The 17,954-nt window shown below is 70.5% G+C and carries 8 protein-coding genes and 4 pseudogenes; 6 read left to right on the plus strand and 6 right to left on the minus strand.

Features of this window, described 5'->3' with window-relative positions:
• The first annotated feature begins 213 nt into the window (after positions 1 to 213).
• From ACZ7LV_RS27060 to ACZ7LV_RS27070, 3 genes and pseudogenes are all read left to right on the plus strand, one after another.
• Positions 214 to 4,302 (plus strand): nSTAND1 domain-containing NTPase, encoded by a 4,089-nt coding sequence (locus tag ACZ7LV_RS27060; protein ID WP_471942925.1) that lies wholly within the window; start codon positions 214 to 216, stop codon positions 4,300 to 4,302.
• 530 nt (positions 4,303 to 4,832) lie between these two features.
• A pseudogene (locus tag ACZ7LV_RS27065) lies at positions 4,833 to 5,093 on the plus strand (M23 family metallopeptidase); the annotation flags it as partial.
• Positions 5,094 to 5,234: 141 nt separating this feature from the next.
• Positions 5,235 to 5,702: pseudogene (locus ACZ7LV_RS27070) on the plus strand (peptidoglycan-binding domain-containing protein); the annotation flags it as partial.
• Positions 5,703 to 5,842: 140 nt separating this feature from the next.
• Here ACZ7LV_RS27070 and ACZ7LV_RS27075 read toward each other — a convergent pair.
• The 4 genes and pseudogenes from ACZ7LV_RS27075 to ACZ7LV_RS27090 all read right to left on the minus strand — a co-directional run bounded on the left by ACZ7LV_RS27075 (position 5,843) and on the right by ACZ7LV_RS27090 (position 9,233).
• Positions 5,843 to 6,645: pseudogene (locus ACZ7LV_RS27075) on the minus strand (HEAT repeat domain-containing protein).
• A 343-nt stretch (positions 6,646 to 6,988) separates the two neighbouring features.
• Positions 6,989 to 7,147 (minus strand): annotated as a pseudogene (locus tag ACZ7LV_RS27080) (TrkA family potassium uptake protein); the annotation flags it as partial.
• On the minus strand, positions 7,072 to 8,502 hold the full coding sequence (locus ACZ7LV_RS27085; RefSeq protein ID WP_471943215.1) for a dihydrolipoyl dehydrogenase family protein: 1,431 nt from the start codon (positions 8,500 to 8,502) through the stop codon (positions 7,072 to 7,074). The gene ACZ7LV_RS27085 and the pseudogene ACZ7LV_RS27080, both read right to left, overlap by 76 nt.
• Positions 8,503 to 8,759: 257 nt before the next feature.
• Positions 8,760 to 9,233 carry a VOC family protein gene (locus tag ACZ7LV_RS27090; RefSeq protein ID WP_471942927.1) on the minus strand — a complete coding sequence of 158 codons (474 nt, stop codon included), beginning with the start codon at positions 9,231 to 9,233 and terminating at the stop codon, positions 8,760 to 8,762.
• A 410-nt stretch (positions 9,234 to 9,643) separates the two neighbouring features.
• Here ACZ7LV_RS27090 and ACZ7LV_RS27095 point away from each other — a divergent pair, with 410 nt between their 5' ends.
• A complete protein-coding gene (locus tag ACZ7LV_RS27095) occupies positions 9,644 to 10,117 on the plus strand; it encodes a MarR family winged helix-turn-helix transcriptional regulator (protein ID WP_471942929.1) in 474 nt (157 codons plus the stop codon).
• 8 nt (positions 10,118 to 10,125) lie between these two features.
• Here ACZ7LV_RS27095 and ACZ7LV_RS27100 read toward each other — a convergent pair whose 3' ends face one another.
• On the minus strand, positions 10,126 to 11,481 hold the full coding sequence (locus ACZ7LV_RS27100; protein ID WP_471942931.1) for a mycothione reductase: 1,356 nt from the start codon (positions 11,479 to 11,481) through the stop codon (positions 10,126 to 10,128).
• Between the two features lie 357 nt (positions 11,482 to 11,838).
• Between ACZ7LV_RS27100 and ACZ7LV_RS27105 the strand changes: the two genes are divergently transcribed.
• Positions 11,839 to 11,991 carry a hypothetical protein gene (locus ACZ7LV_RS27105; RefSeq protein WP_471942932.1) on the plus strand — a complete coding sequence of 51 codons (153 nt, stop codon included), beginning with the start codon at positions 11,839 to 11,841 and terminating at the stop codon, positions 11,989 to 11,991.
• Between the two features lie 741 nt (positions 11,992 to 12,732).
• On the opposite strand, the gene ACZ7LV_RS27110 is transcribed toward ACZ7LV_RS27105, so the two are convergent.
• Positions 12,733 to 16,536 carry a S8 family serine peptidase gene (locus ACZ7LV_RS27110; RefSeq protein WP_471942934.1) on the minus strand — a complete coding sequence of 1,268 codons (3,804 nt, stop codon included), beginning with the start codon at positions 16,534 to 16,536 and terminating at the stop codon, positions 12,733 to 12,735.
• A 418-nt stretch (positions 16,537 to 16,954) separates the two neighbouring features.
• Between ACZ7LV_RS27110 and ACZ7LV_RS27115 the strand changes: the two genes are divergently transcribed.
• Positions 16,955 to 17,323: a hypothetical protein gene (locus ACZ7LV_RS27115; protein ID WP_471942936.1), complete on the plus strand. Its 369-nt coding sequence runs from the start codon at positions 16,955 to 16,957 to the stop codon at positions 17,321 to 17,323.
• Positions 17,324 to 17,954 lie beyond the last annotated feature (631 nt).

A 17,954-nucleotide genomic window follows, 5' to 3' on the forward strand; every position in this document is an offset into this window, starting at 1 on the left:
TGCGGCCAGGGGGTGCCGGCCGGGAGGCCGCACCAGGCGGCAGTTCGCTGATCCACGTCCGTGCGGCGTCATGCGTGGGTCGGTCGATCCGGCGCGGGTCTGCGATCGAAAAGCTGGTGTACCTTCGGGCCGCCAGCGTTGATCCGTGCAGCCTTGGGGGGCGGCCGAGTGGAGTTGGGGATTCTGGGGGATCTGGCGGTTCGTCGCGGGGGCTTGCCGGTCGACATCGGATCGCCCAAGGTGCGTCTGCTGCTCGCGGTCCTGCTGAGCAGGCCCGACCGGCCCGTGCCTTCGGAGCTCCTCATGACCGCGCTGTGGGGTGAGCGACCGCCGCGCTCGGCGCGTAAGAACCTGCAGCTGTACGTCCATCTCCTGCGCAAGGCCCTGGGCCCGGAGCGCATCGAACGGCAGGGCGACGGCTATCGCGTGGTGGCGGGTGATGCGCTGGACGCCACGCGGTTCGAACGGCTGGCCCTCCAGGCGGAGGAGGCCATGCGACAGGGTGAGACAGCGGGCGCGCAGGAGTTGCACGGTGAGGCCCTGCGGTGCTGGAACGGGCCCGCGTTCGCGGAGTTCCTGGACACCGAAGCCGTCGCGACCCGGGCGGCCCGGCTGGAGGAGCTGCGTCTTGCCGTGCATGAGCGGTGGGCCGATTGCGGTCTGGCCCTCGGCAGGCATGCCGAGGTGGTCGTGGAGCTGACGGAGCTGCTGCCCCGGCATCCCTTTCGGGAGTCGCTCCGCGGCCAGCTCATGACGGCCCTGTATCGCTCGGGCAGGCAGGCCGAGGCGTTCGAGCTCTACCGGCGGACCCATGCGCTGTACGGGACCGAACTGGGCGTCGAGCCCGGCCCGGGTCTGCAGCGCCTGCACCAGGCGATGCTCCGCGGCGATGAGGCCCTCATGCCCTCTCCGGTCCCCGTCGCGGCACTGGTGCCGGTCGGGGCCAACCCCTACCGGGGCCTGCCGGCGTTCACCTCCTTGGATCACGACCGGTTCTTCGGCCGCGACCGGCTGTGCGGCCTGCTGTGGGAGCGCGTGGAACGCTTCCCCGTGGTCGTCGTGTTCGGCGCGTCGGGATCGGGGAAGACCTCGCTGCTGGCGGCGGGCCTTCTGGGCCGGATCCGGCGGGATACGACCGCTCGGTGGCAGCCGGTCATGATGACGCCGACCGACCAGCCGGTGAAACAGCTGGCGGCCGCGCTCGCCGAGCACGACCGGTCCGCCGGTCAGGTGCTGCTGGTGGTCGATCAGTTCGAGGAACTGTTCACCGTGTGCTCCGACCCCATCGTGCGGGAGGAATTCGTCGCCGGGCTGTTAGCGGCGTCCCATGCCGGAACGAAGGTCGTGCTCAGTGTCCGTGCGGACTTCTTCGTCCAGATGACCGGGCTGAGCGAGCTGGCGCCGGCCCTGATGAGCGAGGCGCAGCTGCTGGTCGGTCCGCCGTCGGCCGCGGAACTGCGAGAGCTGATCGTCCGGCCGGCGGATCTTGAGGGCTGCTCGGTCGACGCCGATCTGCTGGCCACCGTGGTAGCGGAGGCCTCCGGCGCTGCCGCCGCACTTCCATTGGTGTCCCACGCGCTGCGGGAGACCTGGCGCAACCGGGCCGGCCGCACGCTGACCCTCGCGGCGTACCAGGCAGGGGGCGGGATGCACGGTGCGATCGCCCAGACCGCCGAGCACGTCTACGCCGAGCTCGAACCCGCCGAGCAGGACCTGGTGCGCCGGCTCATGCAGCGGTTGATCAGCCTGGACGAGGACGGGGTGCGGGACAGTCGGCGGCGGGTCCCGCAAACCGAACTCGACGGGATGGGCCCGGCCGTGGCGGTCGCGGACGTGGTCGACGAGCTGGTGACGGCGCGCCTGGTGGTCGTGGACGAGGATCGGGTGGAGATCGCCCATGAGGCGCTCATCGTGGCGTGGCCCAGGCTGCGGGCCTGGCTGAGCGAGGACCGCCGGCGCCTGGTCGTACGGCAGCGGCTCACCGCCGCGGCCCGAGTCTGGCAGCAGTCGGGGCGGGACGCCGGAGGGCTCTATCGGGGCTCCGGGCTGGCCGAGGCGCGCCCGCACCGCTCGGAGCTGAACCTTCTGGAGCGTCAGTTCCTCGATGCCAGCGACGAGTTGGCCGAGTCCGAACTCGCTACGGCGCGGCGCCGGGTCCGCCGGCTGAGGGTCCTTGCGGTTGTGCTGGCGGTGCTGCTGGCGGCGACCGTGACCGGGGGCGGTGCCGCCTGGCAGCAGCGGCAGGTGGCACAGCGCGAGCACGTGACCGTCCTGGCCCATCAGGCCGCGCTCACGTCGCGCTCGCTGGTCGCCACCGACCCGGACACCGCTCGGTCCCTCGCCCTGGCCGCCTATCGGCTGCATCCCGACGCCGACACCCTGGGCGCGGTGATCAGTACGTCGGCGTCCGCGCAGCCCAGCGTCGTACTCAACACGAACGGGCCCGCGTCGTTCGGCCTGGCCCTGTCCCCTCACGGCTCATCGGTGGCCGCGGCCACCAGCGACGGCACCGTGGAGCTGTGGGACCCGGAACGACGCAGGAGGCTGGCCTCCTTCACCGAGCATGTCGTCAAGCCGCTCCCCGAGGGCTTCTTCGCGCTGAGGGCGGCCTTCAACGCCGACGGTACCCGGCTGGCGTCCCTGGCCCGGTTGAACAATCCGCAGCAGCCGACCGGAGGCTCGGTCGTCGTGCGGGAGGTCCGGTCGAGGAAGGTGCTGTTCAAGCAGGTCGTGTCCGGCGACCTCAGCAACGGTCTGGCCTTCAGCGCCGACGGCACGGTCGTGGCCTACGGCACGGGCGAGGGCACACGGGTAGCCACGCTGGGCGGTGGCAAGGCCGTGTTCCTGCCCACCGGTATGCCCGCGGCACTCAGCCTGGCCGGCGATCAGCGCTCGCTCGCCGTCACCCGTACCGATGGGACGGTGGCCGTCTGGGACATCGAAACCGGTCGCCGTCGCCTCGAGCTGAACACCGAAGGCGCCCAGGTGGCCCGGTTCGGCTCCACATCCGATGTCCTGGCCACGGCCTCCGAAGAACACGGCATCAGGTTCTGGCGGCTGACCGGCCGCTCGGTCCGCCAGTTCGCCGATCTCCCGGTGCAGACGGCCTTCCCCTGGATGATCTCCGCGCCGGTCGGTGATCGGATCGCGATCGCCGACGAAGAGGGCATGATCTCGATCTGGGACTACCGGCGCCGCGAGCAGATCGCCCGCCACGCCGACCGCTACCGCTCGGAGACCATGGCTCTGGACCTGGCACCGGACGCGAGCACGGTGGTCTCGGGCGGCCTGGGACGCACCATAGTGGTGCGCCGGACCGCCCTTCCCTTCAGCGGTCACGGCGGCGCCGTGAACGACGTGGACGTCAGCTCCGACGGCCGGCTCGTCGCCTCCGCCGGCGACGACAGGTCCGTACGGATCTGGAATGCCTCCGGTGCTGCCGAACGGCTGCTGGGCGGACACTCCGACCATGTCAAGGCAGTCGCGTTCAACCCGGACGCCACGGTGCTGGCGGCCGTGACGCGCGACCACACCCTGACTCTATGGAACCCGTCGACCGGGCGGCGCTACACCACCATCGCCTTCACCGGTATAGGCACCGGCACGGACGTCGCCTTCAGCCCGGACGGCAGCACGGTCACCGTGATGTCCCTGGGAGGAACGTTCCGCTGGAGGGTCAGCGACCCGACACACCCCCGTCCACTGCCGGCGCCGGCCGGCCCGCGCACCTCGACCGCCATGGCCTACCCCGCTCGGAGCGACCTCCTCGTCGCGAGCACACCGGCCGGCGGCATCGCCGTGTGGAGCACCACCGACGACCGGCTGGTGAAGGCCTTCCCGGCCACGCAGGGGTCCACGCAGGACATCGCGGCCACTGAGGCGGGCGATCTGATCGCCACCGCCGGCTCGGACCACACGGTGCGCCTGTGGTCGACCCGGACAGGGAAGAGCCGGGGCACCCTGACCGGCCACACCGCAGCGGTCGGCACGCTCGCCTTCAGCAGGGACGGGCGCCTCCTCGCCTCGGCAGGTGAGGATCACACCATCGTCGTCTGGGATGTACGGACCCACCGGCGCATCGCCACCCTCACCGGCCACTCGGCAGATGTGCAGGGCTTGGCGTTCACCCCGGACGGAACCCTGCTGTCCGCGGGAGCCGACCAGCGCATCATCCACTGGCCGCTGACCGCGACCGAAGCCGTCCGGCGCATCTGCCGAGCCACCGCCCCACCGCCCACCGCGGCGCAACTCGACCGCCACCTCCCCGGCCAGGACACCGGCGCGCTCTGCCCGCAGCCCTGACCCGGGCACGCCACCGGCGCGGCGTGCTCCCCGGTAAGCGGTCCGTGCCTGGCACCACCGCCCAGGGCGGCGGGGTGACCTTCGGAAATACCCGGGCTATACCGACGCAGGGCACGCTCAGCGCACCGGTCGCTCCCCCGCCGGCAAGCTCACGACGAGGGCCGTACATGGCTGCCCCCACCTCGGCCCACATCGTGACCGTCATGCGGGCGACGCACCACGACCGAACGCGGCCGTTCCGCAGCGCCCAGCCACATCGGAAGGGCACCTGCCGTCCCATCGCCGCCCGCACAGCCCGCGTCAGACACGCATGAACTCGGAGAGAAGGAGACACGTTGATATCCCTCATCCGCACGCTCAGCCCAGGGCTGCTCGGCAGACTGCTCGTGGCTGTTGCCGCCCTCGTCGTCCTGCCCTGGCAGGCCGCGACGCCGGCCGCCGCGGCGGCCCCGCCCATCGCCTTCCAACTGCCCTTCACCTGCGGCCAGCAGTGGCGAATCGACAGCTGGGCACACGCACCCGCGCTCGACATGGTCCGCGAGCCCAACCAGGTCGGCACCGAAGGAGCACCGTTGCTGGCTCCGGCCTCCGGCACGGTCCGGCAGTCCTTCTACCACTCCAACGCCGGCAACGTGATCCAGATCAACCACGGGCAGCGCTACTTCACCACATACCTGCACCTGCAGAGCCGCGATGTCAGCGTCGGCCAGACGGTGCAGCGCGGCCAGCTGATCGGCCGGGTCGGCAGGACGGGGCCCACCTCGAACAACCACCCGCACCTGCATTTCGAGCTCGCCTACGACGCCGACAACAACGGCTCCGCCACCTGGGGCAACTCCACCTCCGAACGGATCCGCCCCTGGTTCAACGGCGTCGAGTACGGCCAGGCCAACAACCGGACCTGGCGGAACGTCACCAGCAACAACTGCGGCGGCACACCAGCGCCGACCTGCAGCGGCGTCGACCTCGACTTCACCGCGTACCCCCTCATCCAGCAGGGCTCCACCGGCAGTCTGGTCAAGGCGGCGCAATGCCGGCTGACCACCGCCGGACACAATCCGGGAGAACCGGACGGCGACTTCGGGCCCAACACCGAAACGGCGACGAAAGCTTTCCAGTCCGCCCGGGGCCTCACGGCCGACGGTGAGATCGGCCCCAGGACCTGGACGGCCCTGCTGTCGTACGGCTCGACACCGGCGCTGACGAACGGGTCGACCGGCGCGGACGTCAGCCGACTCCAGCGAGCACTGACCGCGGCACTCGGCCGCACCGTGGGCATCGACGGCGACTTCGGCCCCAACACCGAACAAGCCGTGCGCGACTACCAGACCACCCGCAGCCTCGGTGTCGACGGCGACGTCGGCCCGCAGACCTGGGCAGCCTTGCAGGCCGGACGATAACCACCCTCTTGGGCGGGGAAGCACGGCAACTCCGCCCACGACCGGCGTCGGATCGGCCGCGAGGACATCCGGTGCTTCAGAGAATCGAGGCTGGCGTCGCGGCCGGGTCTACTAGATGATCTATTCCAAGGGGTCGGTGGTCATTGCGGATCGCGGGCTGCTTCCACTGCCTCCCGGACGTTTGAGTGCGGGTCGTCGGCGAGGCCGTCCAGCAGTTCGGTGACCCCTGGGGTGGACCAACGGGCGACCGCCCACACCAGCTCTTCCCGCACCCCGGGGTCGGGGTGGGTGGCGAAGCGGCTCAACTGGGCGAGCGGGCCGCGCCGACGCATTCCGAACCAGTGCAGTGCCTCCCGCAGCGCGGCTGGGTCCCCAGGGTCACCGGCTTCGACCCGGGCAAGCAGCACCTTGACGGGTGGCGGCGGACCATCCAACGGATGCGGCAACCGCTCGCGCAGGCGCCGCGCCCCGTACCCGCCGCGCACGCGGCACCCGAAACAGGTGCAGGGGCGTACACCGTGTGCGTCCGGCAGGTACCGCCAGCCCGCCACCTGCGGTGCGGTGCGGACCCGGTGCACTTCCCGCGGCCGGATCGCCCGGGAGACGAACACCTCCCACCCGCGCGCGTCCTCCAGTGCCGCGATCCGCCGCACTGCCTCTGACGCAGAAACGGTGGCCTGGGCATCCCGCGCCCGGTCGGTATAGCGTCCGACCAGCACGTCCTGGGCGTCGTCGAGTCGCACATGGACCGCCACGAGCCCGCCCCGGCTGCCGAAACGGGCCAGCTCGCGCAGCCATTGGTGGGTGAGGGTGTACGACGGCAGGACCGGGAAGCAGTAGACCCCCCCCGCACGCTGCTCTGTCCGTGGCTGGCCGCCCGGATCCCGGACCGCCGGATGCGCGGCGCGTTCGCCGCTGAGGTCAAGTGCACGAACATCGCCATGACACGGGATATTAATAGGACTCCGTTAGGTCTGTTTCGATCTTGGCCTTGGGTTTGGCCTGCTGGGGAGGGGTTGATGGCAGGTGGTGCAGATGCCGGTCCAGCACCTCAGGATGTCCTGGAGGGTGTCGAGGAGTTGGTAGAGAGTGGGACCGGTCCGGGTGCTTTCGGCCATTTGGCGGCGCGGCGTTGGCGAGCACTGCGCGGGCGATGAGTATGGGCGGCATGGTGGAACACGCCACGGTCCTGCACGGCATCACCCGAACAGGACCCACCGGGGTGGATGGGTCGAGTACGAGCCGACAGAGCCACAATTCGAGATCGGCATCAGGGGAACCAGGGACGATCTTCCGTCACTGCGGCGGACCGACAGCAGGTCCTCCAACTGCTCCTCACGCGCCTGTGCGGCCACGAAGAGCAGTTCTCTCAGCCGCGATAAGTCTCCAGCAGGCGCAGCCAGATTTCGCCGAGGGTGGGGAAGGCGGGTACGGCGTGCCAGAGTCGGTCGAGGGGGACTTCGCCTGCGATGGCGATGGTGGCGGAGTGGACGAGTTCTCCGACGCCGGGGCCGGCGAAGGTGATGCCGACGACGGTGTTGCGGTCGGTGTCGATGAGCATGCGGGCGTGGCCGCGGTAGTCCTCGCCGTACTGGTGGGCGCCGGCGACGTGGGCGAGGTTGTAGTCGACGATCTTGATGGGGCGTCCGCTGTGTTCGGCGTCGCGGCTGGTGAGGCCGACGGCGGCGATCTCGGGGGTGGTGAAGACGACCTGGGGGACGGCGGTGTGGTCGGCGGTGGCGACGTGTGCGCCCCAGGGGGCGTCGTCGATGGGCTGTCCGTTGGCGCGGGCGCCGATGGCGGCGCCGGCGATGCGGGCCTGGTATTTGCCCTGGTGTGTCATCAGGGCGCGGCGGTTGACGTCGCCGACGGCGTAGAGCCAGCCGCCGTCGACGCCGGTGACCCGGAAGGTGTCGTCGACGGTCAGCCAGTCGCCGGGGGTGAGGCCAACGCTCTCCAGGCCGAGGTCGCGGGTCTGCGGGGCGCGGCCGGTGGCGAGGAGGATCTCATCCGCGGCCAGCTGACCGCCGTCGGACAGCGTGATCCGGACCTCGCCGTTGTCGCGGGCCATGGAGGTGACGGTGGTACTGAAGCGGATGTCGACGCCTGCTTCGCGCAGTCCGTCGGCGACCAGTTCGCCGGCGAACGGTTCCATCCGCTCGAGAAGTCCGTTCTCGAGGACGAGCATGGTGACCTGGGAGCCGAGGGCCTGCCAGGCGGTGGCCATCTCGACGGCGACCACACCGCCGCCGACGACGGCCAGGCGGCCGGGCACGCTGTCGGCGCTGGTGGCCTCGCGGCTGGTCCAGGGGCGGACGGTGTCGAGTCCGGGGATGGGGGGCAGAGCGGCGCGAGTGCCGGTGGAGACAGCGACGGCGTGCCGGGCGGTCAGGGCGACGGTGTCGCCCTCAGGGCTCTGCACGGCCACCTGCTTGGGGCCGGTGAGGCGGCCGTGGCCGCGGACGAGGTCGACCGAGACGGAGTTCAGCCACTCGACCTGGTCCTCGTCCTTCCAGTAGGAGGACATCTTGTCGCGGTGCGCGAGGACCGCGTCGACGTCCAGCGGCCCGGCGACCGCCGGGTGGAGACCGGGTATGCGGCTCGCGTCGGCACGTGCCACCACCGGCCGCAGCAGCGCCTTGCTGGGGTCGCAGGCCCAGAACGAGCATTCTCCCCCGAGGAGTTCGCGCTCCACGATCACGGCGCTCAAGCCTGCGGCGCGGGCACGTGCGGCGACGTTCTCGCCGACCGGGCCACCGCCGATGACGATCACGTCGTAGGTGCGGGCGGTCTCGTTCATCACTGCCGAGTTGCTCACTGCTGGATTCCTCACGGGTTCGTTGCCTGTTACATGTTGCTCATTGCTTCCGCGGTCCGGGTCAATGCCGGGACGGCTCTGTGCCGGTGCGCACGCGGCGCTGTTCCCCGCCGGTGGACGGCTCGGGGGCCGTCGCACCGCGCGGGTCGCGGGGGTGGCCGAGGGTAGAGGGTTCGTCCCTCCGGGCGACGGGCCGGACAAGGCCCGTTGCAGACCCTCGGGCGGGTTCGGTGCGGGTGTCAGCGGCCTGCCAGGCGCTGCTTGACCTCCTGGATCACCCAGCCGTTGCCGTCCGGGTCGCTGAAGGTGACGTACGAGCCGTAGGAGGCGCGCTCGGGGTGCAGTCCGGCCCGCCGCTCCTGGTCCGCGAGGCGGTGGGTGACGTCCCCGCCCTCATGGCCGTGATAGAGGAGACCGTTGGCGTCGTGGAAGATCTCGCTGACCTCGATGCCGCGGCTCACGAGGTCGGCGTGCGCCTCCTCGATGTCGTCAACGATGAGGTACAGCCCCTGGAGAGAGCCGGGGGCGAGGGGGGTCATGCCCTCACCGAAGATGATCGAGCACTCGGAGCCGGACGGCGTGAAGTGCACGACTCGGAACTCGCTGTTGGCTGTGTAGTCGACGTCAAGGCGGAATCCCAGCGCGTCGTAGAAGTTCTTGGCGCGGTCGACGTCGGAGACGGGCAGCACGATCATTTCGAGCTTCAGCTTCATGGGAGTGTCCTCATTTCTCGGTAGCGGTGAGCGGGGCGGCCGATGTCCGCACCCTGTGGGTCACCTGGTTTCTGGGGGGGGGCGGTCGGTCGCAGCCGGGGCGACTCGTGCCCCTGCTGCCGCGGCGGACGGCGGAGATCGCCGAGATATCGGCCCTTCCGTTCTGCCCAACCTGACAAGAAACCTATCGTCCACTTAACTTGCGCACAAGGAAAATGTGTCAAAGGTACGTGTGATATAGGTATCTTTGCGGCATCTATGCAGGTGGGAGCCGGGGTCGAGGCGAGTGGAGCGTCTGTGGCGTGGACACCTGGATCGCGCCTATTCAGTTGTGCGCAATCTAATTGGGTGATGGGAGTTTTCGGGGTACGCTGGTGCGACACCGGAGGTGCGACAGGAGAGGAGCGGACATGAGCGAGGTCGGCAAGGGCGTGGAGCCGTCCGACGGCACCGATGAGGTGAGCATGCTCCTCAATGACCAGCTGTGCTTCGCCCTCTATGCGGCGCAGCGAGCGCTGACCAGCCGCTATCGACCGCTGCTGGAGGAGATCAACCTGACCTACCCCCAGTACCTGGTGATGCTGGTCCTGTGGGAGCGCGGAGCCCTCCCCATCAAGACCCTCGGCACCCTCCTCCAGCTGGACTACGGCACGCTGACGCCGCTGCTGAAGCGCCTCCAGGCCAACGGCCTCATCCGGCGTGAGCGCCAGGTCGACGACGAACGCTCCGTGCAGATCACCCTCACCGACGAGGGTGTCGAGCTGCGTGCCCGCGCCCGCGCCGTCCCGGCGGCCATCGCGCGCGCCGCGGACCTCACGGACCGCGAGACGCGCGAGGCCAAGGCGGTACTGGAGCGTCTGACAGCCAACGTCTCCGCGCACTGACTCCGCCCCTACAAACCCAGCAGGGCCTGTTCGACGGCCTCCGTCAGCGCGGGGTGGATGTACAGCACGTCCCGGGAGACCTGGTCCGCCGTCTGCCCCAGCGACATCGCCTGGATCAACGGCTGAATGAGGGTCGCCGCCTGCGGCCCGATGATGTGCGCGCCCAGGATGGAGCGGTCGACCGCATCCCCCAGGACCTTCACGAAGCTGGTGGTGTCCTCCAGGGCCCATCCGTACGCGGCGTCCGCGTAGTCACGCACGCTCACCCGGTACTCGATCTTCCGCCGGCGCGCCTCCTGCTCGGTCAGTCCGACACTGGCGATCTGCGGGCTGGTGAAGACCGCGTGCGGCGCAATGCGGTTCGACAGGGTCCTCAGATCCTGCGGGTGGAGCAGGTTGTGCTGCACGACCCGCGACTCGGCGTTCGCCATGTGCTTGAGCTGGAAGTGATTGACCGCGTCGCCCAGCGCCCAGACTCCCGGCACCGACGTGCGGTAGGCGTCATCGATCACGATGTGACCGTGCTCGTCGAGCGCGAGTCCGCCGGCGGCCGCGTCCAGCCGGTCGGTATTGGGCCGCCGGCCGACACACACCAGCAGCGCCTCCGCCTCCACGACCTGGTCGCCGCCGGGGCACCTCACGCTGAGCGCCACTCCGCCGAACCGCCGTTCGACGGAGGTGACCGCCGCGTCGAGGAGCACGCGATGTCTGTGCGACTCCAGTTCGGTGAACCGCGCCGACACCTGCTCGTCCTCCGCCATCAGTAGACGGGGCCCGCGCTGCACGATCGTGAGGTCCGTACCGAACGAGCTGAACACATGGCCGAACTCCGCGGCGATGAAACCGCCGCCGATGACAGCCATGGACGCGGGCAGTTCATCGATCCGCATGACGGTGTCGGAGGTGTGGAACGGCACGCTGTCGAGTCCGGGGATGTCAGGCACCGTGGGCCGTGAGCCGACGGACACCAGGAACGTGTCGGCGGTGATCTCCTCGGAGCCGACGAGCAGCACCTTCGGGGCGATGAATCTGCCCGGTTCGGTGAACACATCGATGCCGTTCGCCCTGCGGTGATCGACCGCGCTGTCGTGCATCGGGTCGATGCGGTGGAAGATCCTGTCGCGGATGGCCTTCCAGTCGACGCGCTCGACGCCGGCGTGCACACCGAGGCGTGCCGCCTCCCGCGCACCCACGGCCGCGTCGGCGGTGACGACGAACATCTTGCTCGGGATGCAGCCCCGGTTCAGACACGTGCCGCCGAAGCGGTCGGGTTCGACGATGGCCGTCCGCAGATGAGCGAGTTCCGCGGTGAGCACCATGTTGCCGCTGCCCGCCCCCAGGAGCACAAGGTCGTAATGCCGCACGCCCGACCACCTCCACCGGGGAAGTACCAGGCCTTTCGGCGTAGCGCCCTTCCCCGAGGCTGTGAATCCGTTCTCTCCCGATTCTTTCCTGGTGGTGTCGGCCGCGCAACGCCGATCGGGCGCGGTGCCCGCCGGGCAGCCGGGCGGGCCGGGCGCCGTCAAGCGCGGGCGCCTGCGGCAGGGAGGCGGGTGTCTACCGTGATCGGCCCTGAGAGCCCCGTGCCTCCGGGCGGGCCGGGCGCCGGATGCGAATGGCCGCGCAGGACCCGACGTGCGCCACCCGCCGAGACGGGACAGCCCTGATGAAGGCAGGCAGCGTCGAAGGACCAGCGTGCCAGCCGAGCCGCGCTCCGTGGTGTGCGCCCCGCAAGGGCTCCGCACGACATCGTCCACACCATTGGCCGGGCGTTGCGGTCGAACCTCGCAGCCGCCAAGGCCTACCACGAGCTGCACTGGACGCTCTGCGCGCCCCGGACCGCCACCATGCTCGACCGGGCCATCGGGCAATGACTGTCCGACCTCCGGCGCCCCGGGGCCTTCGACGGCCACCCCGAATGGAAGACGGCGCTGGAAGCTGTGGACGCCAACGTCGGCGTCGTCCCGCTGGCCCCGGGAGCCGGAAGCAGTCACCAGGGGACACGTCGAGGCGCTGCCGGACGGTACACAGGTCAAGCTCGGGGTGTTCTTCTCGAACACAGGAGGAGGCGGTCCAGGCCCACCACCGACAGATGCCCGCAGTGCGCCACCCTCGGGCTCCACTGGGCGACGCGGAGCATGTAGACAGCTTGTTCGGGTGCGCGTTATCGGGCGGGGCAGGGGCTGAGTCAACAGCGCCACAGGTTCACCTGCTGGTGGGCCGGGAGGAGGGAACCGCTCGCTTACAGGTCCCTCCTCCCACCGATTACGCGAGCCGTTCTGCTTCCGATGGTTCCCTCCATCGAAAGCCTCGCGTAGTCGGGCACAAGGGCCAAAACCGCGGCTAGCGGCAAAAAATTTCCTGCCCAGGTGAGTGAAGTGGTCGTCGTATGTTCGCGATCTCCGTGTCGGCCTGGATGAGCTTCACGTCGGCGTGTCGGGGCCGGCCGGTGCAGCTCTGCCTTCCAGGGCGTCTCGCAGCATGCCGCGCGAGGAGATCCCGAGCTTGGGATAGACCTGACGCACGGCACGGCGCCGAGATGCGCCAGGAAAGTGGGCACGGCGGGTGCCATGGGCCTTGGGCCCATGGCACCCGCCGTGCGGTTACCGTGCGGTTCAGGCGCCGCGGTGCCGGTAGGCGCGGTCGATCCGCTGCTGGACGCTGTTGCCGGCCGCGTCGGTCGCGGTCACGCGCAGCGTGAAGTACGCGTCGCCGTGGACGCGCGAGGGCCGCTCGACGGTGGCGGTGAAGCCGCTGCCCTTGCGGGCCGTGGCGGCGCGGGTCCAGCTCTTGCCGTCGTCGTACGAGGCCTCGACCTTGAGCGTCACTCCGCTCGGGGCGGCCAGGCCGTCCTGCATGCGGACGCCGAAGCCGAGGGTGTGCTTGCGCTGCGAACCCACCGCGTTGCGGACGTCGACCGGTACGTCGTAGTCGAGCTGGAGCATCGGCAGCACGGTCTTGGCCGTGGTGGTGTCCGAGCGGAACGTCCACGAGGTGTGCGTGCGGGTGCCGAACTGCCAGTTGTCGGACGTGCGGCTGGTGGCCAGGTCAAGACGGTACTCGGCGTCACCCGCCGGTACCTCGAAGTTGGCCCACGCCCCCTGTGCGGACTCCGCGATCTGCTTCCCGTTGCGGTGGAGCACCGCCTCGGACCGGTCGCTGATGCTGCCGAACTGGGTGTGCGACCAGTGGACGGTCTTGGAGGAGTCGTTGAAGTCCGAGACGCGCACCGACAGGTTGTCGCCGTCGCGCACCGACGGCAGGTGCCCACCGCGCGGGATGGAGGGGCGGACCACCGCCCGGTACCAGTCCTCCGTGGTGCGCTGACCGGGCCGGTAGGTGTGCAGGTCGTCGCGCATGCCGCCCTGCAGCGGCGAGGCGAGCTGGTCGACGGGGCCGTAGGCGACGGCGTGCTGCCACTGTGTGTCGCCGGTGCTCACGTACTCGACGCGTTCCTGCCCCACCGGAACGAAGCGGTCGTATCCGAAGAACGCGACGTTCTGGTAGGGGCGCCAGGCGAAGCGCTGCTCGCTCGCCCAGGACGCGGCACCGGTACGGGTGTAGGCGCTGCGCACCTGCGACGTGTCCCGCTCCGAGACGGTGAAGAAGTCCTGGTCGGGGATCGAGGTCTTGGTGATCGCAAGGTCGTACATGTACGGGCTGCGCACGGTGCCGGAGAACTCCACCTGCGTGGTGCCCTTCCGCACACGCTCCAGCAGCGCCGCGCCGTCCGCCGAGGAGGCTCGCAGGACGGGCAGTACCAGCCGCTCACCCACCGGCGACCACTCGGTGCGGTAGTTGAATCCTGTCGGCCACACCACCATCAGCGCCTCGGCACCCGCGTCCACCGCGGCGCGCTCGAGTGCGGCCGCGTCGTAGCCGGCGGAGGAGTCGTCCCGTACGACGGCCAGCTTGCCGCGCACACCGTGGAAGCGGGGCGCCTGCGCCGTGCCGGCGTCCGCAGCGGTCAGCCGGACGCCCTTGTCGCTGAGGGGCGGCGACATCGGTTCGTAGGCGGGGGTGAACTCCGGACGGCCGGGCACCTTGGCTCGGAGCTCCGGGGCCTTCATCTGCGTGCGCAGGCTGAACTCGAATTCGCCGTCGGTGACCGGGGCGGTGGCGGTGGTGTAGTAGCGGTCCGCGGGCCAGACCATGGTGCCCACGTTGCGGACGTTCCCGTCGATCTGACGGTAGTAGACGGCGTCGAGGATGCCGTACCGCTCGGCGGGACGAGGCGTGCGGACCTTCACCTCGCGAGCCTTCGTGGCGTCGAGCGTCACCGTCATGTCCTTGGTGACCTTCACCTCGGGCACGACGACGTCACCGGCCCAGGCGGTGCCGTCATCGCCAATTTCGTTGAAGGTGCCGCTGACCTGGTACGTGCCCTCTTCCACCTCGGCGACGCCCGCATGGGGATCCGAGTAGTCGACTTCGCCGTCGGCACCCCAGATCTGCGGGGTCGCGCCGGGGACGACCTTGCCCTCGCGGTCGCGGACGACGACGGTCAGCCGGTGCTTGGGGGCGTGCACCGCGAGGGAGAGGGTCGTGTGGGCGAGCACGGTGCCGTCGGCGGACTTGGCGGTGACGTAGCCGAAGTAGCGGCCGCGGACCGCCTGCGCGGCGTCGGTGCGCAGGGGAACCAGGGCCGTCGCGCCGGGTGCCACCTGCACGGTGCCGGAGTCGAGGCCGACCACGCCGTCCGCGAGGGAGCGGCCGGAGTTGGTCGCCAGCTGCACCGACAGGGACAGCGTCAGCGGCGTGTCGCCGGTGTTGGTGTAGCGGACCGTCGCCGCCTGGCGCGGTCCGTTCGCCTCGCCGAGGTGTACAGGAGGCAGGGCGAGGGAGCCGGTGGCGGTGAGCGGGCCGGTGGCCGCGGCCAGGTCGACGCGGCCGCCGCCCTGCTCCGTCACCTTGGTGCCGGCCACCGTACGGGAGGTGCTGATGAGCGCGTCCTTGAGCTGCTGCGCGCTCCAGTCGGGGTGCTGCTGGGCCAGCAGCGCGGCGGCGCCGGCGACGTGCGGGGTGGCCATCGAGGTGCCGTCGAGCGCGATGTAGTCGGCGTTGACCGGGGTGCCCAGCGACGTGCCGGCCGCGCGGGCCGCGACGATACCGACGCCGGGGGCGGTGACGTCGGGCTTGACCGTGTCGTCACCGTAGCGGGGCCCGCGGCTGGAGAAGGGGGCGAGGGTGTCGCTGCGGTCGACGGCGCCCACGGTGAGGGCGGCGTCGGCGGCGCCGGGCGTGCCGACGGTGTACTGGCCGGGGCCCGAGTTGCCGGCGGCGACGACGAAGAGGGTGTCGGTGGACTCGGTCAGGGCGTTGAGGGCGACGCTCATCGGGTCGGTGCCGTCGGTGCGGACGTCCGCGCCGAGGCTCATGTTGACGACCTTGGCGCCCTCGTCGGCGGCCCACTCCATGCCGTCGATGATCCCCGACTCGGAGCCGTAGCCGTTGTCGTCGAGCACCTTGCCGATCAGCAGGTCGGCCTTGGGCGCGACACCCCGCCGGGTTCCGCCGGACGCGGCACCGGTGCCGGCGACGGTCGAGGCGACATGGGTGCCGTGGCCGAAGTGGTCGCCGGTGTTGCCGCTGCCGGAGAAGTCCTTCGCCCCGGCGATACGGTCCGCGAGGTCCCGGTGGTTCGCGTCGATGCCGGTGTCCAGCACGGCGACCTTGACGCCCTGGCCCTCGTATCCGGCCTTCCAGGCGGCCGGCGCGTTGATCTGCGCGGTGCTGCGGTCCAGCACCGCCTGCACCTTGCCGTCCAGCGCGATCCGCGGGGTGACCTCGGCGCGCGCGGCGTCAGACCCCCCGCCCGAGTTCAGCGCCTTCCAGAAGGCGGCCAGGTCCTGGCCGGCCACCCGCACCGACCGGGCGTCGATGCTCTCCAGGCCGCGCGCGGGCGCCTTGCCGGCGTGGAGCGCGACGAGGCGGTCGGCGGTCGCCGCCGCTGCCTTCGCCGCGCGCGCGGTGACCCGTGCACCCTCTCGCGACGGCTCCGGCCGAGACGAGACGATCAGCGGCAGCGCGGAGGTGTGGGCTTCGTCGAAGCCGTCCGCGATGAGGCCGGTCACGTCGAACAGGCGACGGTCCAGGACGCCGGCCGTCACCAAAGCCTCGGCGTCGAACGGCATGACCGTCAGGGCTTTGTCGTCGCCTTCGATCCGCTGGAAAGGCATGTGTGCGCGCCCGGGTCCCGGCTCGACCGACACGGCGCGCCGCCCTCCGGGCAGCGTCGTCACGGTCACCCGGTCGCCGGTGACCAGCCGCACCGTCGCCGAGGAATCCTTCGCCGCGCCGGCGGGACGGGCGGCGGCACCGGCAGGAGTCGGCTGCGCCGTGGCCACAGCCGGCACGCCTCCGGCGACCAGTACCAGCCCCGCCGCAATCGCCGCCCTGAGGCGGCTTCTTGAAGACATCAGTCAGAACCCTTCGTCCACCTGCAATTCACAACCCGGCCGATCATGTGTGGAACAGTTCGAAGACGTCTATGACTTGGGGTGGCGTAAACACGACATGGCCTGACTCGGACACGCGCCGCCTCCGCGGGTCGCCCGGGCGTCACCCCGGTCGGAGCGTCGCTGACCCGCCGTTCAGGTGGCGTACCGGGACGCGGCCCAACTGGCGACACACCTGCGGCCGGATCGACGCGCCGTCCAAGAGGTTTCGCCGTCCCGCCCCCTCGGCGGCGTACGGCTGTGCCCGAGGGCGCCGGACGGTGAGCGTGACGGCTCCGTGATGCGTCCGCGGGCAAGGAAAGGTGTCTGTCGGATGTCGGACAGGTAGTGCTCGGTGATGGGTGCTCCTTCGCGTCACATGTGCGACAAGGAGGCGTTGATGCGACGTCCCGTCCGCAGCTCCATCGTCCGGGCCGTGCTCGGGTTGGCGGCGGCCACTGCCCTGGCCGCCGGATCCGGCGCCGCCGTACCCGCGCTCGCCACCGACGGCGACCCGCTGCCGGTGAGGATCACCGGCGAGAGCCGCGTGGACCTGTCACTCCGAGGTGACATGACGATCCGTCAGAACCTCAGGTCACGCTGCGGCTCGCGGCCCCCGGCGAGGACGAACCGGGTGACGACGGGGGAGGTTCCCGTCATCCACCAGGGAGCCTTGAAGATCAAGATCGATGCCGAGGGCATGGAGCGGCATCGGGGCCGTGAAGTTGCCGTGCTCCGCGAGCGGGTGGACCGCCGTCTGCGAGGGTGACCGGATCCGCGCCGGAGAGCGGTCCAACCTGATCGGCGGCATCCGCCTCGACATCGACGAGCAGAGCCAGGCGAGGTAGTTCGGCGGTATCACGGTCACCGGCGAGGGGGAGGGGGTGACTTCGCCCCACTCCACATCATGGTCCTGGTCAGTGACTCGCACATTGTGAGCCGCACCGTGTCCGCGCCGGGGATCTCCGCAGGCGACACCTGGGCGGCACCGGTCGGTCTGCGCAACGCCGGCGACGCGCCCGCCGACGGAGTGGTGCTGCGTTTCCACGGCACACGAGGGCTCAGCTTCCCCGACAGCTACGACAACTGCGCCTACACCGGTCGGCCGAGGGCGCGATTGCGGATTTCGAGATCTGGTGGGCAGACAGTCGCCAGCAGGTCCGGCTGAAGCCCTCTGATTCGCGGTATCTGCGGAGCGACTTCACAGACTTCGTGGGAAGCTTTCGTCCCAGTTGGTCATCCGAGGTGGGTCAGCCCGTTCGTCATCCCGGTCCCCCGCCCCTCGATGAAGTGCGGTCCGCGCTGCGACCTGATGGGCCGCCGGCCCGCTCCCCGTGACTGGTGAGGTGGCCGACTGTCGTGGCGGGAGTTAGCTGGCCTCGGCTTCGGCGCGGGCTCGG

The sequence above is a fragment of the Streptomyces sp. NPDC107562 genome (assembly GCF_055657325.1).